Consider the following 16,882-nt stretch of genomic DNA (forward strand, 5'->3'; position numbering starts at 1 on the left):
GCTGAATCAATCAGAATGAACCATGCAACTTGCCCGATCTTTCCGGGACTAACCAAGACAATTCACTTAGGAGCGTAGGAAAAATGGAAGCAGCCACTGAGAATCAGGGCCGTATTCTGCTTGTGGATGATGAATCCGCCATCCTTCGCACCTTCCGCTATTGTCTGGAAGATGAGGGTTACAGCGTCGCCACCGCCAACAGCGCGGCGCAGGCTGAGGCGCTGTTGCAACGTCAAGTGTTCGACGTGTGCTTTCTGGACCTGCGTCTGGGCGAAGACAACGGTCTCGACGTATTGGCGCAAATGCGCATTCAAGCGCCTTGGATGCGGGTGGTGATCGTGACCGCGCACTCAGCCGTGGACACCGCCGTCGATGCGATTCAGGCCGGTGCGGCGGATTATCTGGTCAAGCCGTGCAGCCCGGATCAATTGCGCTTGGCGACCGCCAAACAGTTGGAAGTGCGTCAGTTGTCCGCCCGCCTCGAAGCGCTAGAAGGTGAGGTGCGCAAGCCGAAGGACGGTCTGGACTCTCACAGTCCATCGATGATGGCGATTCTGGAAACCGCCCGTCAGGTGGCCAACACCGACGCCAACATCCTGATCCTCGGCGAGTCAGGGACCGGTAAGGGCGAGCTGGCTCGTGCTATTCACGGCTGGAGCAAACGGGCGAAAAAGGCCTGTGTCACCATCAACTGTCCGTCGTTGACCGCCGAACTGATGGAAAGCGAATTGTTCGGCCACAGCCGTGGCGCGTTCACGGGGGCCAGTGAGAGCACTCTTGGCCGGGTAAATCAGGCAGACGGCGGTACATTGTTCCTCGATGAAATCGGCGATTTCCCACTGACTTTGCAGCCCAAGCTGCTGCGTTTCATTCAGGACAAGGAGTATGAGCGCGTCGGCGATCCCGTGACCCGCCGCGCTGACGTGCGAATTCTGGCAGCCACCAATCTGAACCTGGAAGACATGGTGCGCGAAGGGCGTTTCCGTGAAGACTTGCTGTATCGCCTGAACGTCATCACGTTGCACCTGCCGCCGTTGCGCGAGCGGGGTGAAGACATCCTGACACTGGCTGATCGTTTCCTGGCGCGCTTCGTCAAGGATTATGGCCGCCCGGCGCGGGGCTTCAGTGACGATGCGCGCAGTGCACTGATCAACTATCGCTGGCCAGGCAATATCCGCGAACTGCGCAACGTGATCGAACGGGCAAGCATTATCTGCCCGCAAGAAAAAGTCGAAGTCAGCCACTTGGGCATGGGCGATCAGCCGACCAACAATGCACCCCGGATTGGCGCGCCGTTGAGCTTGGACGAGCTGGAAAAAGCCCACATCGGCGCCGTGCTGGCGACCAGCGATACACTGGATCAGGCCGCGCGAACGCTGGGGATCGACGCGTCGACGCTGTACCGCAAACGCAAACAGTACAATCTGTGACCGATCGCCCATGAAGTTCACGATGAAGTTGCGCACGCGACTGTTCCTCAGCATTTCTGCGCTGATCACCGTCGCGTTGCTGGGGCTTTTGCTGGGCTTGGTCAGCGTCATGCAGATGGCCAAGTCTCAGGAAGACCTGGTTCGGCAAAACTTCCTAACGCTGGATATAGGCCTCAAACTTCGTCAGAACCTGGGCGACCAATTGGTGATGCTGCTCAAGGACAAGCCGGACGAAGCCCTGCTGCACCAATATCAGGCTCAGTTTCAGGTCCTGCTGGATCAGGGAATCGACCACGATCAGCAGACGAACGCCCACAGCAGCTTCGAGAAGGCGCGCCAGGATTACGCGCAGTTTCTGAAAGCGTTGCAAGACGCCAATGACGCCGAGAACGCGATGAGTGATGACAAGGCCGTCACTGACGCCTTCAATGCGTTGCGCAACGGGCTGCTCGATGCTCATCGGCAGGCGCTGGAAAATATCAGCCAAGCGGAAAGTGCGTCACGCACCCGTGCATTATGGGTGGCAGCGCTATTGGGGTTGGTGGGTCTGGCGGTGCTGGCCATCGGCTTCATCACCGCCCATGGCATCGCACGACGCTTTGGCGCGCCCATCGAGGCGCTGGCCACGGCAGCGGACAAAATCGGGCAGGGTAATTTCGAGGTAACGCTGCCTATATCGTCGGCCGCGGAAATGAACCAATTGACTCGACGGTTCGGGATCATGGCTGAGGCTTTGCGTCAGCATCAGGTCACCAACGTAGACGAGTTGCTGGCGGGGCAGCAACGGCTACAAGCGGTGCTCGACAGTATTGACGACGGCCTGTTGATGATTGACCGGCAAGGGCGACTGGAACACTTGAACCCGGTAGCGCAAAGGCAGCTGGGATGGGAAGAGGGGCGGCTAGGGCAAGGTCTGGGCGAGGCTTTGCAACGACCGGAACTGGACGAGCAACTGTATTTGGTCCTGCGCGGCGGCACCCTGGAGCGGGCGCCGGAAGACCTGTCGATTGAAATAGATGGTGAAACCCGCCTGCTGACCTATAGCCTCACACCGGTCAGCCACACCAAAGGCCATATCCTCGGCGCAGTCATGGTGTTGCATGATGTGACCGAGCAGCGCGCCTTTGAACGCGTACGCAGCGAATTCGTTCTGCGCGCCTCCCATGAGCTGCGTACACCGGTCACCGGCATGCATATGGCATTCGGCTTGCTGCGGGAGCGCGTGCACTTTGCCCCGGACTCTCGCGAAACCGATCTGCTGGACACCGTGAATGAAGAGATGCAGCGCTTGATGCAGCTGATCAACGACTTGCTGAACTTCTCGCGCTACCAGAACGGCCTGCAAAAACTGACGCTCGCGCCGTGTGATGTCAGCGAGCTGCTCACTGAGGCTCGCCAGCGCTTTGCGGATACGGCGCTGGAACAGGACGTGATGGTGCAACTGGACATGCAAGAGCCGCTGCCACGCTTACAGGCGGACAAGGCGCAACTGGAGCGTGTGCTGGATAACCTGCTGGATAACGCGCTGCGCCATACACCGCAATCCGGACTGATTCGGTTGCAGGCCAGACGCCATGGCGAGCGCTTGATCATCAGTGTCGAAGACAACGGCGAAGGTATCGCCTACGGCCAGCAAGCCCGGATTTTCGAACCGTTTGTGCAAGTCGGACGCAAGAAAGGCGGCGCGGGCCTTGGGCTGGCGCTCTGCAAGGAGATCGTGCAGTTGCACGGCGGGCGGATGGGCGTGTACTCACGCCCCGGGCAGGGGACACAGTTTTATATGGCGTTGCCGTTGTAACTACCTATGTTCCGCATTTGGCGTCAATGTCAGGCAAACGCACCGTGATCGATACCCCGCATTGTGGGCCGGCTTGCTGGCGAAGCGGTGTGCCTGCAAACAATGTCATCGGCTGATCTGACGCTTTCGCCACCAAGGCGGCTCCCACATCAATAGCGCCTATTACCGGCACCATCACGCCACATCATCCGCACGACGTGGCGCATTGCGTCTGCCGCCGGTGACCAGCTCAGTAAACTTGGCAGCGCTCAAAGGCCGCGCAAACAGCCAGCCTTGCCCATACACGACCCCCTCGCTCTTGAGCAACAGAGCCTGCGACTCGAACTCGATCCCTTCGGCAATCACCCGCAGATCCAGCGCGTGGGCCATACGAATGATGTGGGGCGCTACGCCGCTGCTGGCTGCATCATGTCCGAGCGCGTCAATAAACGCCTTGTCGATTTTCAAACAATCCACCGGCAGCGTTTGCAGATAGGCGAGACTGCAATAACCCGTACCAAAATCATCTATCAGCACTTGGTGGCCTCGGTCACGCAGCGACTGAAGATGATTGCGCGCGACCACGACATCGACCAACCCTCGCTCGGTCACCTCAAACGCGATTTGCCGAGGTGCGACGCGATGCAATGCCAGCAGTTTCGCCGTGACCCGACCAATGCGTGGGGCCATGACGTCGCACGCGGCAAGATTGACCGACACATATAAATGAGGGTTGGCGCGCAGCAACTGGCCGAGTTGCTCCAGCAATTGCTGCAACACGAAATCCGTGATTTGCCGGATCTGCCCGGTGTTTTCAGCGAGGGGGATAAACAGGTCCGGGCTGGTCAGCGTGCCATCGGGTCGTCGCCAGCGCACCAGCGCTTCAGCCCCGACACACAGACGCGTGTTGAGATCGAAAATGGGCTGGTATAACACCTTCAATTCGCCTCGACGCAGCGCGCCATGCAATTCGCCACCCAATGACTGGCGTTGCCGCACCAGTTGAAAGACCAGAATCCCGACACACAGCGACACGAGAAGACTGGTCGGCACCAACATCCACCAAGCCCCCGTCACCTTCTGCTGCAAGCCATTGCGCGGGGTGATCAGCACCAACTGATACTCCGGACTTTGAGTGGGCATGCGATAGATCAGCTTGTCTTGCGTGGTGATCAGCGTTTCGACAGAGGTTGGCGTCCAGTCCGGCGTAGGCGGCCAGCTCTGAGGAGGCCCCAGCACAGGCACTGCTTTGGCTCCCTGATCCAGCACCACCACCAGGCTCCCGCCAGAAGGCAGGTCGACGACATCGGTCAGATGCCCACGGGAAGTGGAGACGCGAAACTCTCCACGCCCCAACATCAGCGAAGCAAGGTTGTCGTCCGGTTGGGTAGAGGTGTTGAGCCAGTAATCGTAGGTCGGTCCGCGAATGTCCGGCGCGCGTGGCTTGCCGATCATGCTTTGGCGGGTCCAACTGGAGCAGAACTGAATGTCGTCGACATAAGCGACTTCATAAATGAAGCGATAGCGCGAGTTGACCTGGCGCAATTGCTCGATCATTTCCGGGCTGCACCCCCTCAGGGGCTGGGCCTCCAGCTGATCGAGCCCGGCTCGCAACTGGCCGAACAATTGCTCCAGACGCACCAGAAAGCGCTCGCCCTGTGCATTCATTTGAGCACTTTCTTCCTGGCGGGCCTGATGCACCGCCAGCCCGAAACTCCCTGCCAGCAGCACAACAGCACTCAACAACGCGGCCAGCAGTGCCAGGAACGAAGGGCGATAAAGAACTGAGCGCAACTGCGTTGACGCCGTGAACATCGGCCGATATCCATATGAATACCAATGAGGTATAGCAACAAGCGCGCAAATAGCCCGCCGAATACCGATGCCACGGGAAATTTAATGCCTGAGGTTAAGCACCTGAAGAATAGCTGCACTTTGCAAATCTGGCTCACCGTCGAACTTCTGCGGCCGGTAATGCATCTGGAACGCCGCCAGCACATGGCGCGTCGCAATGTCCCACTCACCCGTCTGCGGCGTCGGATACCCCAACAAGGCCAGTTGCTGCTGGAACCACATGGCGCTCGGCACCACGCCCATCATCTGTGTCTGCTGCTGCGCAACCTGTTGCTCATCCGGCCAGATGCCCAGGCCTTCCTGCGCCAGACGCTTCCAGGGGAACAGTGGACCAGGATCGAGTTTGCGCAATGGCGCGATGTCACTGTGGCCGATCACATGACGGGGTTCGATCTTGTTGCGTTTGACGATGTCCTTGAGCAGCACAATCAGCGCCTGAATCTGCGCCTCGCTGTACGGATACCAGAGACGACCCGTTGGCGTGTCACGGTATCCCGGATTGACGATTTCAATTCCGATGCTGCTGGAGTTCAGCCAGGTCCGACCTTCCCATTCGCTTTCACCGGCATGCCACGCGCGCTGACTTTCATCGACCAGCTTGTACACCGTGGCCGGACCATCGCCAATCAAATAATGCGCGCTGACTTCACCATGGGTCAGCAGCGCCAGCGAACGCTCCAGCGATGCGGAGGTGTAATGCACCACCACGAACTGCGACCGGCTATCGAAGTTGACGGAGGGGTGGCTGGTGTCGAGCTTCGGGCCGCTGGAACAGGCCGTGAGCACGAGCGCGGCGCACAGGAGGTAAAAAGACTTCATAGAAAGGCAGGACGCTGAGGCGAATAATGCAACAGTGTAACGTAATGACAGCGCAACGCCCAAAAACGCTGTGAACCCCACCGGTGGGCACTCATGCGCTAAAGGTGCGCCATGTTACCCCTGCTCAATGCGATTGCGGCCCGAATCCTTGGCCCGATACAACGCCTGGTCGGCGCGTTTGAGCACCAGATCACTGCGCTCACCCGGACGGAACGTGGTAACGCCCATCGAGACAGTGATCGTGACCGGCTCACCTTTGAAATGAAACGGGCATTGTTCGACCGTCTGCCGCATGCGCTCCAGCAAGGCGAGGCCGTCCGCCATTTGCGTGCGAGGCAACAGCACAACGAATTCTTCGCCACCGAAGCGCGCCATGAAATCCGCCGCTCGCAGTTTCTTTTGCAACTGGGTAGCGACAATTTTCAATACTTTGTCACCGGCTAGATGGCCGTAGCCGTCGTTGATGCGCTTGAAGTGGTCAAGGTCAAGAATCCCCAGCAACAGGCTGGAGCGGTCTTTTTGTAGCTGTTCGATCTCTTGATCCAGCCGCTCATTCCACGCTGCGCGATTGGGCAGGCCGGTGAGGGTGTCTATCAGCGCTTTTTGACGCTGCTCTTCAAGGTGCGCACGGAAACCCAACGCTTCCTGTTCCATCGTGGCCACGCGGCTGGCCAGCGATTGAAGGCGGGATGCAACCTCCTGTTCGCGTTGATCACGCTGTTTCTGGTGCTCGTCCATGGTCCCGAGCAGGCCTTCAAGTCGGCTTTCCAGAACGTTTTTCAGACTGTCGAGATCGGCCGCTTCCTGCACGCTGGTTTGCAAATCGCCTACATGCTCCCGTAATTGCTCATTCAACTCCCGCGACGCGGATTGCTGACCCGCGTGGTCTTCGCTCGCGGCTTGAAGGTTGGCCTGGAACGATTCCAGCCGTTCGTTGAGCTGTTTGAGATAACGCTCGAACTCATGCTGCCCGCTGTCGGTGATCGCCAGCATCAAAACGGCGAGGTCGTCGAGAATCGGCAGCAGCTCGTACCAGTTAAGGCCGTGCTCCAACCGAAGGCGCATGGCTTCAGCCTGCGGCCGGTGGTGTTCAGGCAAAGTCAGGTCGTTGAGCAGGCCCAGTAAGGTCTCTTCGATGTGCGCCGCGACCGAGCTGTAACTGGGCTCTGGAGACGAGGGCAGCGCGTACGGCCCCTCCTCATCGGTTTCTGCACTTTCGGCTTCGTCAGCTTCATCGTCGTTTTCGACGGCATCTTCATCACTCGGATTGTCTTCGACGGGCTCCTGCGCAAGCGATTGCTCTGCCTCAGCTTCAGCCTGCTGGACGGCCTGCTCGTCCGTTGAGGAGGTGACTTCGGTAGGCAGCGATGCAGCCTCGATCTCTTCGACCGGTTTCACCGCCGTCGCGTCTTCAACGGGCTCGGAGTCAACAGGCTCCATGGCGACCGGCTCACTGACAGCAACGGGTTCGGCCTCTTCTACTGAAGCCGGAACTGGCTCAGCGATAACAGGTGTTTCAACGGCTGCCACAATGGGCTCTCTAGCCACTGGAGCCATAGCCGACGTATCAGCGATCGTGGGCGGCGCTTCGTTGATCCATTGTGTCGGCGGCGCCTTCACAGCAGGTTCAGCCTCGTCGGGCTCCTCATCGTGGTGATCCGAAGCTGGAGCAGGCTTTGCCGCTGGAGGGGGTGCTGGCGGCTCTGCTGCGCCAGGAACGTCTTCTGTCGCCTCACGGCCACCGAACAAGCGCTCCAGAAATCCGGGACGCGCGGCCGCTTCCGGATGCTCCAGTTCGGCCAGTGCCTTGCCCTGCAACCCACTCAACTCGCTCAACAGCAGCGGCATTTCCCGGGCCTGCGTCACCCGATCCTCAAGGTTCTTGGCGAAACGCTTGAGCGGTTTGGCCACCTCACGAGGTAATGGCAGTGATTGCAATTGCGTCACCAGCGCAGTCAGCGCTGTACCCATTTGCTCGACGCGCTGCTCGCGACGCTGTTCGGAATCGAGTACAGCCTTTTCAAGTCGAGGGATCAAGGCTGCCAACCCTGCGTCCATGTCGTCCTTGCGCACAATCTCACGCATTTCCTTCATGCACTGGTCAACGGCCTTGTCGGCACCCTCGGCCGCCAGACTGCTTCGCACCAGACCACGCCGCAGCAAGTCCAGACGGGCATTCCAGCGCTTTTCGAGCTTGTCCTGCTGCTCGATACTTTTCAGGTACTTTTCTTTCCAGCGTTGGGCTTCGTCGCTCATTCCGAGGGTCCGCGAGGGGATTTGCTTGTTATTGATTGCTTGTTATCGGCAGTGAATCGCCAATTAATGAGGCAGGCAAGCGAATCTCCACCGCCACCGGCAGATGATCGGAAATGGGCTGAGCCAGTACCTGCACTTTCTCAAGTGTCAGGGAAGGACTCAGCAGAATATGATCCAGGCAGCGCTGCGGGCGCCAACTGGGAAAGGTGGCTTCGATCTGTGGCGCCAACAGGCCCAGATCGCGCAAAGGCGAGGTTTCCAGCAGGTCAGCGGCGTGGGTGTTCATGTCGCCCATCAGCACCTGATGCTTGTAGCCGCCAATCAGTTCACGGATGTAGGCCAGTTGACGCGTCCGTGTTCGCGCCCCCAGCGCGAGGTGCATGACCACCACAACCAGAGCGTCCTCACCCTCGCCGAAACGAATAAGGATCGCGCCGCGGCCCGCAGGGCCTGGCAACGGATGATCTTCGATATCCCACGGGCGCAAACGACTCAGCACCCCGTTGCTGTGCTGGGCGAAACGTCCAAGATTGCGATTGAGCTGTTGATGCCAGTACGGAAACGAACCGAGCTGCGCCAGGTGCTCCACCTGATTGACGTAGCCTGAGCGAAGGCTGCCGCCATCAGCTTCCTGCAGGGCGACCAGATCGTAGTCGCCCAGCAGATCGCCGATTTTTTGCAGATTCCCGGCACGACCGTTGTGTGGCAGCAAATGCTGCCAACCCCGAGTCAGATAATGCCGGTAGCGCTCGGTGCTGATGCCCACCTGAATATTGAAGCTGAGCAACCGAAGCCTGCCATCGGCTGGCAGGCCGGTTTCCTTCAGGTGACGCTCGTTGACCTTGGGTGTGCGTCGGGCAACGATGCGTTCAGAACCCCAGCGCATCATGTCGTGCTGCTTACTTGGTCAGCGCGGCGCGTTCTTTGGCGATCAACTGATCCGCCACTTGCAGCGTCTGCTCCGGACCACCAGCGGTGCTCAGGTCGAAACGGTATTTACCGTTGACGATCATGGTTGGAACGCCAGTAATTTCATACTTCTTGGCCAGTTCCTTGTACTGGGCGATCTTGCCCTTCACAGCGAACGAATCGAAGGTTTCCAGAAACTTCTGCTTGTCGACGCCTTGGGTAGCGACGAAGTCAGCCATATCGTTTTTGTCGGTCAGGCGCTTGCCACCTTTCTGGATGGCATCGAATACCGCGCTGTGGACTTTCTTCTCCACGCCCATGGTGTCGAGGGTGATGAACAGTTGGCCGTGGGCATCCCATGGACCGCCGAACATCGCAGGGATACGGACGAAGTGAACGTCCGCCGGCAGCTTTTCAATCCATGGATTGATGGTCGGCTCAAAGGCATAGCAGTGTGGGCAGCCGTACCAGAACATCTCGACGACTTCGATCTTGCCGGGTTCGGAAACAGGAACGGCGCTGCTCAGCTGGACATATTGCTTGCCAGCTTCGATCGGCTCTGCCGCCTGAGCGGTCAGACCGAACAGGCTGGTGAACACCAGAGCGGCGCTGAGAATCAGATTACGCATGCTTAACTCCTGGGCATGAAAAGTCACCTCGACGGCCGCGTTTTGACCGGGCGAGGTGATACGAGTTCGCAAGTGTAACGCCTGCGAGGACAAAAAAGGGCAGCCGTTTGCGACCCTTTTTTGCCCGTCGGAGAGAGAAATGCAATTCGCCATTCCCGGCTGTCGACTCGTCAAGAATAAGGCCCCCAGCCTTAATCCAGACTTAATGAAGCCCCTGTATGTAGGCCGCCAAGGCATCGATATCCTTGTTGCTCAACTTGGAGGCGATGGTGCGCATGACCATCGTGTCGCCGTCGTTGGTGCGATCGCCCTCACGGAACGCTGTGAGCTGCTTTTTCACGTAGTCGGCGTGTTGGCCGCCCAAATGCGGAAAGCCCGCAGCGGCGTTTCCTGCTCCGTTCGGCGAGTGGCATCCGGTACAGGCCGGCATGCCCTGATCGATCTTGCCGCCACGAAACAGCGCTTCGCCTTTGGCGACGAGATTCGGATCGGCAGCGCCGACACTGCCTCTCTGGCTGGCGAAATACGCGGCGATATCCGCCAGATCCTGCTCATTGAGGTTGTTCAGCAAGCCCGTCATTTCCAGAACGACGCGTTTGCCGTCCTTGATTTCATGCAATTGCTTGAGCAAATAGCGCTGACCTTGTCCGGCCAGTTTCGGAAAGTTGGGGGCCATGCTGTTGCCATCCGGGCCATGACAGGCCCCACACACGGCGGTTTTCGCCTGACCGGCGGCTGCATCGCCCACGACGACATCAGCGGCATGAGTGGTACCAGAGACGCCCAACGCCAACAGCAGACTCACCAGTAGTTTGTTCATCGGCTAATCCGTACGGCCAGAGTGATCATGAATAGCGGGCCTATTCACTCCCCCGGCATTTGTTATAGGTCTAATGGTAGCCGCAGTTACGCGAACGTCACCCCGTCGAGGGGACAAAGCACACACAAAATTCGCGGCACTATATACTTGCGCCCATCAATCGGAATCGACATCCCTAACGGCGCGTCAGCCGTTACGCCCTCACCGGACATCCCATGCAATTCAAAAACCCGATCCTCGGCTTGTGCCAACAGGCCAAGTTCCAGCTCAGCGCCGCCAAAGTCGACCAATGCCCGGATGACGAAGGTTACGAAGTGGCCTTCGCCGGGCGCTCGAATGCCGGTAAATCCAGCGCGCTGAACACCCTGACCCACGCCAGCCTGGCCCGCACCTCCAAGACACCGGGGCGCACCCAGTTGCTGAACTTCTTTCGCCTGGACGACGATCGCCGCCTGGTCGACTTGCCGGGTTATGGCTACGCGAAAGTGCCGATCCCGCTCAAGCAACACTGGCAGCGCCACCTGGAAGCCTATCTGGGCAGCCGGGAAAGCCTCAAAGGTCTGATTCTGATGATGGACATCCGCCATCCGATGACCGATTTCGACACCCTGATGCTCGACTGGGCCATCGCCAGCGGCATGCCGATGCACATTCTGCTGACCAAGGCGGACAAACTGACCTTCGGCGCAGCGAAGAACACCTTGCTCAAGGTGCAGTCGGAAATTCGCAAGGGTTGGGGCGACGCAGTGACCATCCAGTTGTTCTCGGCGCCCAAGCGCTTGGGGCTGGAAGAGGCCTACACCGTTCTGGCCGACTGGATGGAGCTGGAAGACAAAGCGCCTGCGGCCTGAATCGCAGGCAAAAAAAACCCCGGACTTCATATGGGGAGGGGAAGTTCGGGGTCTAAGTCCAAACCTTCAGGGAAGGGTCCGGATATCTGCCAACACTTAACACAACATAGGAGCATGAATGGCAGCGTCTGCCATTCCCGAACTCTGACCGGGGTTTGTCCGGGGAAGTTCAAAATCTGTGGAAATTTAATGTTGGCGGCGCGATTGCTCTCGATGACTGTGGGAGATTCCATGGTGGCTGGCCAGCCTTTTCGCCAGCAAGCCGACTCCCACATTTCGCGACAATGATCAAAAATTGATCAATGTGCCTCATCCCAGTTATCGCCCACACCCACTTCCACCAGCAGCGGAACGTCCAGCTTCGCGGCGCTGCTCATGTGGACGCGGATTTCCTGGCTGATCTGCTCGACCAGATCCTCACGTACCTCCAGCACCAGTTCGTCGTGAACCTGCAAAATCACGCGGGCATCCAGCTCAGACTTCTCCAGCCAGCCATTCACCGCGACCATCGCGCGCTTGATGATGTCTGCCGCCGTACCTTGCATCGGCGCGTTGATCGCCATGCGCTCAGCGCCTTTGCGCAGGGCCTGGTTCTTGGCGTTGATGTCCGGCAGATACAGGCGGCGCCCGAAGATCGTTTCGACGAAACCTTGTTCAGCGGCCTGTGTACGAGTGCGCTCCATGTAGTCGAGCACACCAGGGTAACGGGCAAAGTAGCGGTCGACGTACGCCTGCGATTGCTTGCGATCCACGCCGATCTGCTTGGCCAGACCAAAGGCGCTCATGCCGTAGATCAGGCCGAAGTTGATCGCCTTGGCGCTGCGGCGCATGTCGCTGGTGACGTTTTCCAGCTCGACGCCGAAGACTTCCGCCGCCGTCGCACGGTGCACATCCAGATCATTGCGGAAGGCGTGCAGCAAGCCTTCGTCCTTGGCCAGATGCGCCATGATCCGCAGCTCGATCTGCGAATAGTCCGCCGCCAATAGTTTGTAGCCCTTCGGCGCCACGAACGCCTGACGAATCCGACGGCCTTCGGCAGTGCGAATCGGGATGTTCTGCAGGTTCGGATCGCTGGACGACAGGCGTCCGGTGACTGCAACGGCTTGATGGTACGAAGTGTGAATCCGCCCGGTACGCGGGTTGATCTGCTCCGGCAGGCGGTCGGTGTAGGTGCTTTTCAGCTTGCTCATCGAGCGGTACTGCATCAGCACCTTGGGCAGCGGGAAGTCCTGTTCGGCCAGTTCAGCCAGCACCGCTTCGGCGGTGGAAGGCTGACCGGTGGCGGTTTTGCTGATGATCGGCATGCCAAGCTTTTCGTAGAGAATCACCCCCAACTGCTTGGGCGAGCCGAGGTTGAACTCTTCTCCGGCAATCCCGAACGCCTCGCGCTCAAGCTCGGTCCTCTTGTTGCCCAGCTCGACGCTCTGGATGCCGAGCAGTTTGGCGTCAACCAGCGCGCCCTGGCGCTCGATGCGCGCCAGCACCGGCATGAGCGGCATTTCGATGTCGTTCAGGACAGGGGCCAGCGTTGGGATCTTGCCCAGCTTTTCTTGCAGTGTTTCGTGCAGGCGCAGGGTCAGGTCCGCTTCTTCTGCTGCGTAAGTGCCCGCTTGCTCCAGTGCAATCTGATCGAAGCTCAGTTGTTTGGCGCCCTTGCCTGCAATGTCCTGGAAGTTGACCGGCGTGTGGTCCAGGTACTTCGCCACCAGGCTGTCGCGGTCGTGGCGGGTGGCGGTGGAGTCGAGGACATAGGATTCGAGCATGGTGTCGAACTTGACACCTTCGACAATGATGCCCTGATTTTGATCGCCACCAATGGCGCAGTTGGCCAGCAGATTGATCGCGAATTTTGCATGTTGGCCGACCTTGATCTTGTTCGCGTCTTCGAGAACCGGCTTCAGCGCCTTGAGCACCGCGTCACGAGCCAGTTGCTGGGGCACGCCCATGTATGAGTGGATCAGCGGGATGTAGCAGGCTTCGTGGGTCTTGATCGCGAAGGACAGACCAACGATTTGCGCGCGCTGCGCATCGGTGCCATTGCTCTGCACGACAAAAGCAAACAGCTTGGCGGCCTCCAGTTTTTTCAGCCAGGCATCGAATTGGGTCTGCTCAAGCACCAACTCGTACTGGGCCTCGATGACCGGCGCGGCGTCTTCAATAGGCGCGATTTCGACGCCGTCTTTCCTGGCTTCGCGCTGTAAATCCGGAATCCAGCTTTTAAACTCCAGTTCCGTGTACAGCGCCAGCAGCGCTTCACGGTCAGGCTCGCCGCAATGCAGGGCGTCAAGCTCAATGTCCAGCGGCACATCAATCTTGATGGTTGCCAACTGGTACGAAAGGAACGCCATTTCCTTATGTTCTTCAAGCTTGGCAGGCAGAGACTTGGCACCACGAATCGGCAGAGCAGGCACTTTGTCGAGGTTTTCGTATAACTCTTTCAGGCCACCACCAATCCCGACCAGCAGACCCGTTGCGGTTTTTTCCCCAACGCCGGGAACCCCCGGAATGTTGTCGACTTTGTCGCCCATCAGGGCCAGGTAATCGATGATGTGCTCGGGACCGACGCCGAATTTCTCCTTCACGCCAGCGACGTCCAGCACGCTGCCGGTCATGGTGTTGACCAAAGTGATATGACCGTCGACCAACTGCGCCATGTCCTTGTCACCCGTGGAAATGATCACAGGACGGTCAGCTGCGGCACTACTGCGCGCCAAGGTGCCGATCACGTCATCGGCTTCAACGCCCTCGACGCACAGCAACGGATAACCCAGGCCGCGCACACAGTTGTGCAGGTAGTCGATCTGAACGCGCATGTCGTCAGGCATGCTCGGACGGTTGGCCTTGTAGTCAACGAACATTTCATCGCGGAACGTACCGCCTTTGGCGTCGAAAACCACGGCAAACGGGCTGTCTGGATATTGTTTGCGCAGGCTCTTGAGCATGTTCAGCACGCCTTTGACCGCACCGGTAGGCAGGCCCTTGGACGTGGTGAGTGGCGGCAGCGCGTGGAAGGCGCGGTACAGGTACGAAGAACCGTCCACCAGGACGAGAGGCGCTTGACTCATGTGAAGGATCAACCTTTTCGGCGGGGTCGGCGCTAAAATGCGAGGACCGTTGACGACAAAGGAGCAAGGTTATCATGCGTACGCAAAATCGCTTGTTACTAGTCGCTCTGTTGCTGGTGTGCCCACTGTTTGCGGTGGCCGCCGAAGATGAAGCGCCTTCCGCGGAACCCGACGTCACCATCAAAAAGGACGGCGACAACTTCGTTCAGGAATACAAGGCGAACGGCTTCGTTTATGCAGTGAAAATCACGCCAAAATACGGCAAACCGTATTATCTGGTGCGTGCCGATGGCACCAGCGGTCAATTCATTCGTGCGGATCAACCGGACATGCTGATCCCCCAATGGGTATTATTCAGCTGGTAGCCCCAACATTCACTTTTTGCTGGCAGTGTTCATATGTCCGTTTTTACTCCCCTGGCTCGGCCTGAGCTGGAAGCTTTTCTCGCCCCGTACGGGCTCGGCCAACTGCGTGATTTTCAGGGCATCGCAGCCGGAAGTGAAAACACCAACTACTTCATCAGCATGGAACAGGGCGAGTTCGTGCTGACGCTGGTCGAGCGCGGCCCCGTGCAGGAAATGCCGTTCTTCATCGAACTGCTGGACGTACTGCATGAGGCCGACCTTCCGGTGCCATACGCGCTGCGTACCACCGACGGCCAGGCCCTTCGCGAGCTGAAAGGCAAACCGGCCCTGTTGCAACCGCGTCTCTCAGGCAAACACCCGACAGCTCCCAACACACAGCACTGTTCGCAGATCGGCGAGCTGCTGGCGCACATGCATCTGGCTACCCGCGAAAAGACCATCGAACGCCGGACTGATCGTGGCCTGGAGTGGATGCTGAAAGAGGGCGGCAACTTCATCTCTCATCTGGACGAAGCCGAAGGCGCGCTGCTGAAGGTGTCTGTGGAAGAAATCGCCCGAGAGAAGACGAAGATCATGGCGCTGCCACGAGCCAACGTTCATGCCGACCTGTTCCGCGACAACACGCTGTTCGAAGGCACGCACCTGACCGGCGTGATCGACTTCTACAACGCGTGCTCGGCGCCGATGCTGTATGACGTGGCCATTGCCGTGAATGACTGGTGCTCGTTTGAGGATGGCAGTATCGATGCGCCTCGGGCGCGGGCGTTGCTGGGGGCGTATGCGGCGCTGCGCCCCTTTACGGCCGCAGAAGCCGAGCTGTGGGCGACGATGCTGCGTGTGGGTTGCGTGCGATTCTGGCTGTCGCGTCTGATCGCCGCCGAGAGTTTTGCCGGTCAGGACGTGTTGATCCATGACCCATCGGAATTCCGAAAGCGCCTGGAACAGCGTCAGGAGACCCACATTCCGCTGCCGTTTGCGTTGTAGAGATCAGCACCGCAATCGTCAAACTGTGGGAGCCGGCTCGCTGGCGAATGCGGTCTGCCTGTGCCACATGGGGCGACTGACACGACGCCTTCGCCAGCAAGCCGGCTCCCACAGGAGAACCGCATTTGACTGTAGGAGCGCGCTTGCCCGCGATGGGACGCTCAGGCGTTACAAGCTTTCCAGACACCCCGCCAGATCATCCGCCAGCTTGGTCAGCAACTGCTCATAACCGTGCACAGAGGCAGGCGTGTAGCCGCCCAGACCATCCAGCTCAGCCAGCTTCACCGGCAAGCCCGCGCTGAGGGTATCGGCCAGTTTCGGGCGCAATGGCGGCTCGCTGAACACACAGGTCTTGCCGTATTCGGCCAGCCGCGCACGCATGGCGGCAACATGCTGCGCGCCCGGCTGCACGTCGTGGCTGACGGCAAACACGCCAGCGTGCTGAATCCCATAGGCCTCTTCGAAGTAGTCGAACGCCTCATGGAACACAAAGTATTTCTTGTCCGCGATGCCCGCGACACGCTGCTTGAGCTTCGCGTCCAGCGCATCCATCCGTTCATCGAACGCTTTGACGTTACTCTGATATCGCGCGGCGTTAGCCGGGTCGGCTTCGCTCAGGTCCGCCGCCATCTTCGCTGCGATGACCCGTGCGTTGACCGTCGACAGCCACAGGTGTGCGTCAACGCTGCCGGGGCGGTGATCGTGATCATGCTCGTCGTCATCGCCATCATCGTCATGATGCGCGGCGCTGGCAGTGAAGGTACGCAGGTGCATGCCTGGCAGCGACTGCACCGGTACCGAAGGTTTGGTGCGGTTGGTCAGTACGCGAGGCAGGAAGGTTTCCATGTCCGGCCCGATCCAGTAGAGCAGATCGACCTCCTGAACACGCCGTACGTCGGACGGGCGAAGCGCGTAATTATGCGGCGACGCGCCCGGTGGCAGTAGCACTTCCGGCACCGCAATACCATCCTGCACCGCCGCTGCGATCAACTGCAGCGGCTTGATGCTGGTGAGCACACGGACGTCGGCTTGGGCGGGGGCGATGGCGGAGAAACCAGTGATGAAAACGACAAAAAGTAAAAAAAGTCGGGACACGATGACCACTCATAGGGGCAGGAACGGG

General features: G+C 59.1%; 13 protein-coding genes. 5 read left to right on the forward strand and 8 right to left on the reverse strand.

Translation table 11 applies throughout. From position 1 onward, the window contains the following. Positions 1–83 precede the first annotated feature (83 nt). Together algB and ACI5GA_RS15785 are read left to right on the forward strand one after the other, a co-directional pair. Positions 84–1,430 (forward strand): sigma-54-dependent response regulator transcription factor AlgB, encoded by a 1,347-nt coding sequence (algB, locus tag ACI5GA_RS15780; RefSeq protein ID WP_404639537.1) that lies wholly within the window; start codon positions 84–86, stop codon positions 1,428–1,430. 10 nt (positions 1,431–1,440) lie between these two features. Further along, positions 1,441–3,228, forward strand: coding sequence for a KinB sensor domain-containing domain (locus ACI5GA_RS15785; protein WP_421423347.1), 1,788 nt, complete (start codon positions 1,441–1,443; stop codon positions 3,226–3,228). 174 nt (positions 3,229–3,402) lie between these two features. Here the strand turns inward: ACI5GA_RS15785 and ACI5GA_RS15790 are convergent, their stop codons facing one another. From ACI5GA_RS15790 to ACI5GA_RS15815, 6 genes are all read right to left on the reverse strand, one after another. Then, positions 3,403–5,022: an EAL domain-containing protein gene (locus ACI5GA_RS15790; RefSeq protein ID WP_421423349.1), complete on the reverse strand. Its 1,620-nt coding sequence runs from the start codon at positions 5,020–5,022 to the stop codon at positions 3,403–3,405. Between the two features lie 81 nt (positions 5,023–5,103). Further along, a complete protein-coding gene (locus ACI5GA_RS15795; protein ID WP_421423351.1) occupies positions 5,104–5,880 on the reverse strand; it encodes an N-acetylmuramoyl-L-alanine amidase in 777 nt (258 codons plus the stop codon). Positions 5,881–5,994: 114 nt separating this feature from the next. Then, a complete protein-coding gene (locus ACI5GA_RS15800; protein ID WP_421423353.1) occupies positions 5,995–8,136 on the reverse strand; it encodes a diguanylate cyclase in 2,142 nt (713 codons plus the stop codon). 28 nt (positions 8,137–8,164) lie between these two features. Continuing rightward, complete coding sequence (locus ACI5GA_RS15805) at positions 8,165–9,025, reverse strand: endonuclease/exonuclease/phosphatase family protein (protein WP_404639527.1); 861 nt, start codon at positions 9,023–9,025, stop codon at positions 8,165–8,167. A gap of 10 nt (positions 9,026–9,035) precedes the next feature. Then, positions 9,036–9,674, reverse strand: a complete 639-nt coding sequence (locus ACI5GA_RS15810; RefSeq protein WP_404639525.1) for a thiol:disulfide interchange protein DsbA/DsbL — start codon at positions 9,672–9,674, stop codon at positions 9,036–9,038. A gap of 202 nt (positions 9,675–9,876) precedes the next feature. Then, on the reverse strand, positions 9,877–10,494 hold the full coding sequence (locus tag ACI5GA_RS15815; protein WP_421423355.1) for a c-type cytochrome: 618 nt from the start codon (positions 10,492–10,494) through the stop codon (positions 9,877–9,879). A gap of 215 nt (positions 10,495–10,709) precedes the next feature. Between ACI5GA_RS15815 and yihA the strand changes: the two genes are divergently transcribed. Then, positions 10,710–11,345 carry a ribosome biogenesis GTP-binding protein YihA/YsxC gene (yihA, locus tag ACI5GA_RS15820; RefSeq protein ID WP_404639521.1) on the forward strand — a complete coding sequence of 212 codons (636 nt, stop codon included), beginning with the start codon at positions 10,710–10,712 and terminating at the stop codon, positions 11,343–11,345. Between the two features lie 299 nt (positions 11,346–11,644). Here the strand turns inward: yihA and polA are convergent, their stop codons facing one another. Further along, entirely contained in the window at positions 11,645–14,410 is a 2,766-nt protein-coding gene (gene polA, locus ACI5GA_RS15825) for a DNA polymerase I (protein WP_421423357.1), read from the reverse strand. 74 nt (positions 14,411–14,484) lie between these two features. Here polA and ACI5GA_RS15830 point away from each other — a divergent pair, with 74 nt between their 5' ends. After that, positions 14,485–14,775, forward strand: a complete 291-nt coding sequence (locus ACI5GA_RS15830; RefSeq protein WP_404639517.1) for a DUF2782 domain-containing protein — start codon at positions 14,485–14,487, stop codon at positions 14,773–14,775. Positions 14,776–14,808: 33 nt separating this feature from the next. Then, positions 14,809–15,759: a homoserine kinase gene (locus tag ACI5GA_RS15835; protein WP_421423358.1), complete on the forward strand. Its 951-nt coding sequence runs from the start codon at positions 14,809–14,811 to the stop codon at positions 15,757–15,759. A gap of 168 nt (positions 15,760–15,927) precedes the next feature. On the opposite strand, the gene ACI5GA_RS15840 is transcribed toward ACI5GA_RS15835, so the two are convergent. After that, positions 15,928–16,854 (reverse strand): zinc ABC transporter substrate-binding protein, encoded by a 927-nt coding sequence (locus ACI5GA_RS15840; protein ID WP_421423359.1) that lies wholly within the window; start codon positions 16,852–16,854, stop codon positions 15,928–15,930. Positions 16,855–16,882 lie beyond the last annotated feature (28 nt).

This window comes from Pseudomonas sp. Pseu.R1 (genome assembly GCF_045764065.1).
Classification (GTDB): domain Bacteria; phylum Pseudomonadota; class Gammaproteobacteria; order Pseudomonadales; family Pseudomonadaceae; genus Aquipseudomonas.

Coding starts and splice junctions, on each gene's coding strand:
- ACI5GA_RS15805 (WP_404639527.1), bottom strand. CDS start 9,025: ATGATGCGCTGGGGTTCTGAACGCATCGTTGCCCGACGCACACCCAAG.
- ACI5GA_RS15785 (WP_421423347.1), top strand. CDS start 1,441: ATGAAGTTCACGATGAAGTTGCGCACGCGACTGTTCCTCAGCATTTCT.
- yihA (WP_404639521.1), top strand. CDS start 10,710: ATGCAATTCAAAAACCCGATCCTCGGCTTGTGCCAACAGGCCAAGTTC.
- ACI5GA_RS15835 (WP_421423358.1), top strand. CDS start 14,809: ATGTCCGTTTTTACTCCCCTGGCTCGGCCTGAGCTGGAAGCTTTTCTC.
- ACI5GA_RS15795 (WP_421423351.1), bottom strand. CDS start 5,880: ATGAAGTCTTTTTACCTCCTGTGCGCCGCGCTCGTGCTCACGGCCTGT.
- ACI5GA_RS15810 (WP_404639525.1), bottom strand. CDS start 9,674: ATGCGTAATCTGATTCTCAGCGCCGCTCTGGTGTTCACCAGCCTGTTC.
- ACI5GA_RS15830 (WP_404639517.1), top strand. CDS start 14,485: ATGCGTACGCAAAATCGCTTGTTACTAGTCGCTCTGTTGCTGGTGTGC.
- ACI5GA_RS15790 (WP_421423349.1), bottom strand. CDS start 5,022: ATGTTCACGGCGTCAACGCAGTTGCGCTCAGTTCTTTATCGCCCTTCG.
- polA (WP_421423357.1), bottom strand. CDS start 14,410: ATGAGTCAAGCGCCTCTCGTCCTGGTGGACGGTTCTTCGTACCTGTAC.
- algB (WP_404639537.1), top strand. CDS start 84: ATGGAAGCAGCCACTGAGAATCAGGGCCGTATTCTGCTTGTGGATGAT.
- ACI5GA_RS15815 (WP_421423355.1), bottom strand. CDS start 10,494: ATGAACAAACTACTGGTGAGTCTGCTGTTGGCGTTGGGCGTCTCTGGT.
- ACI5GA_RS15800 (WP_421423353.1), bottom strand. CDS start 8,136: ATGAGCGACGAAGCCCAACGCTGGAAAGAAAAGTACCTGAAAAGTATC.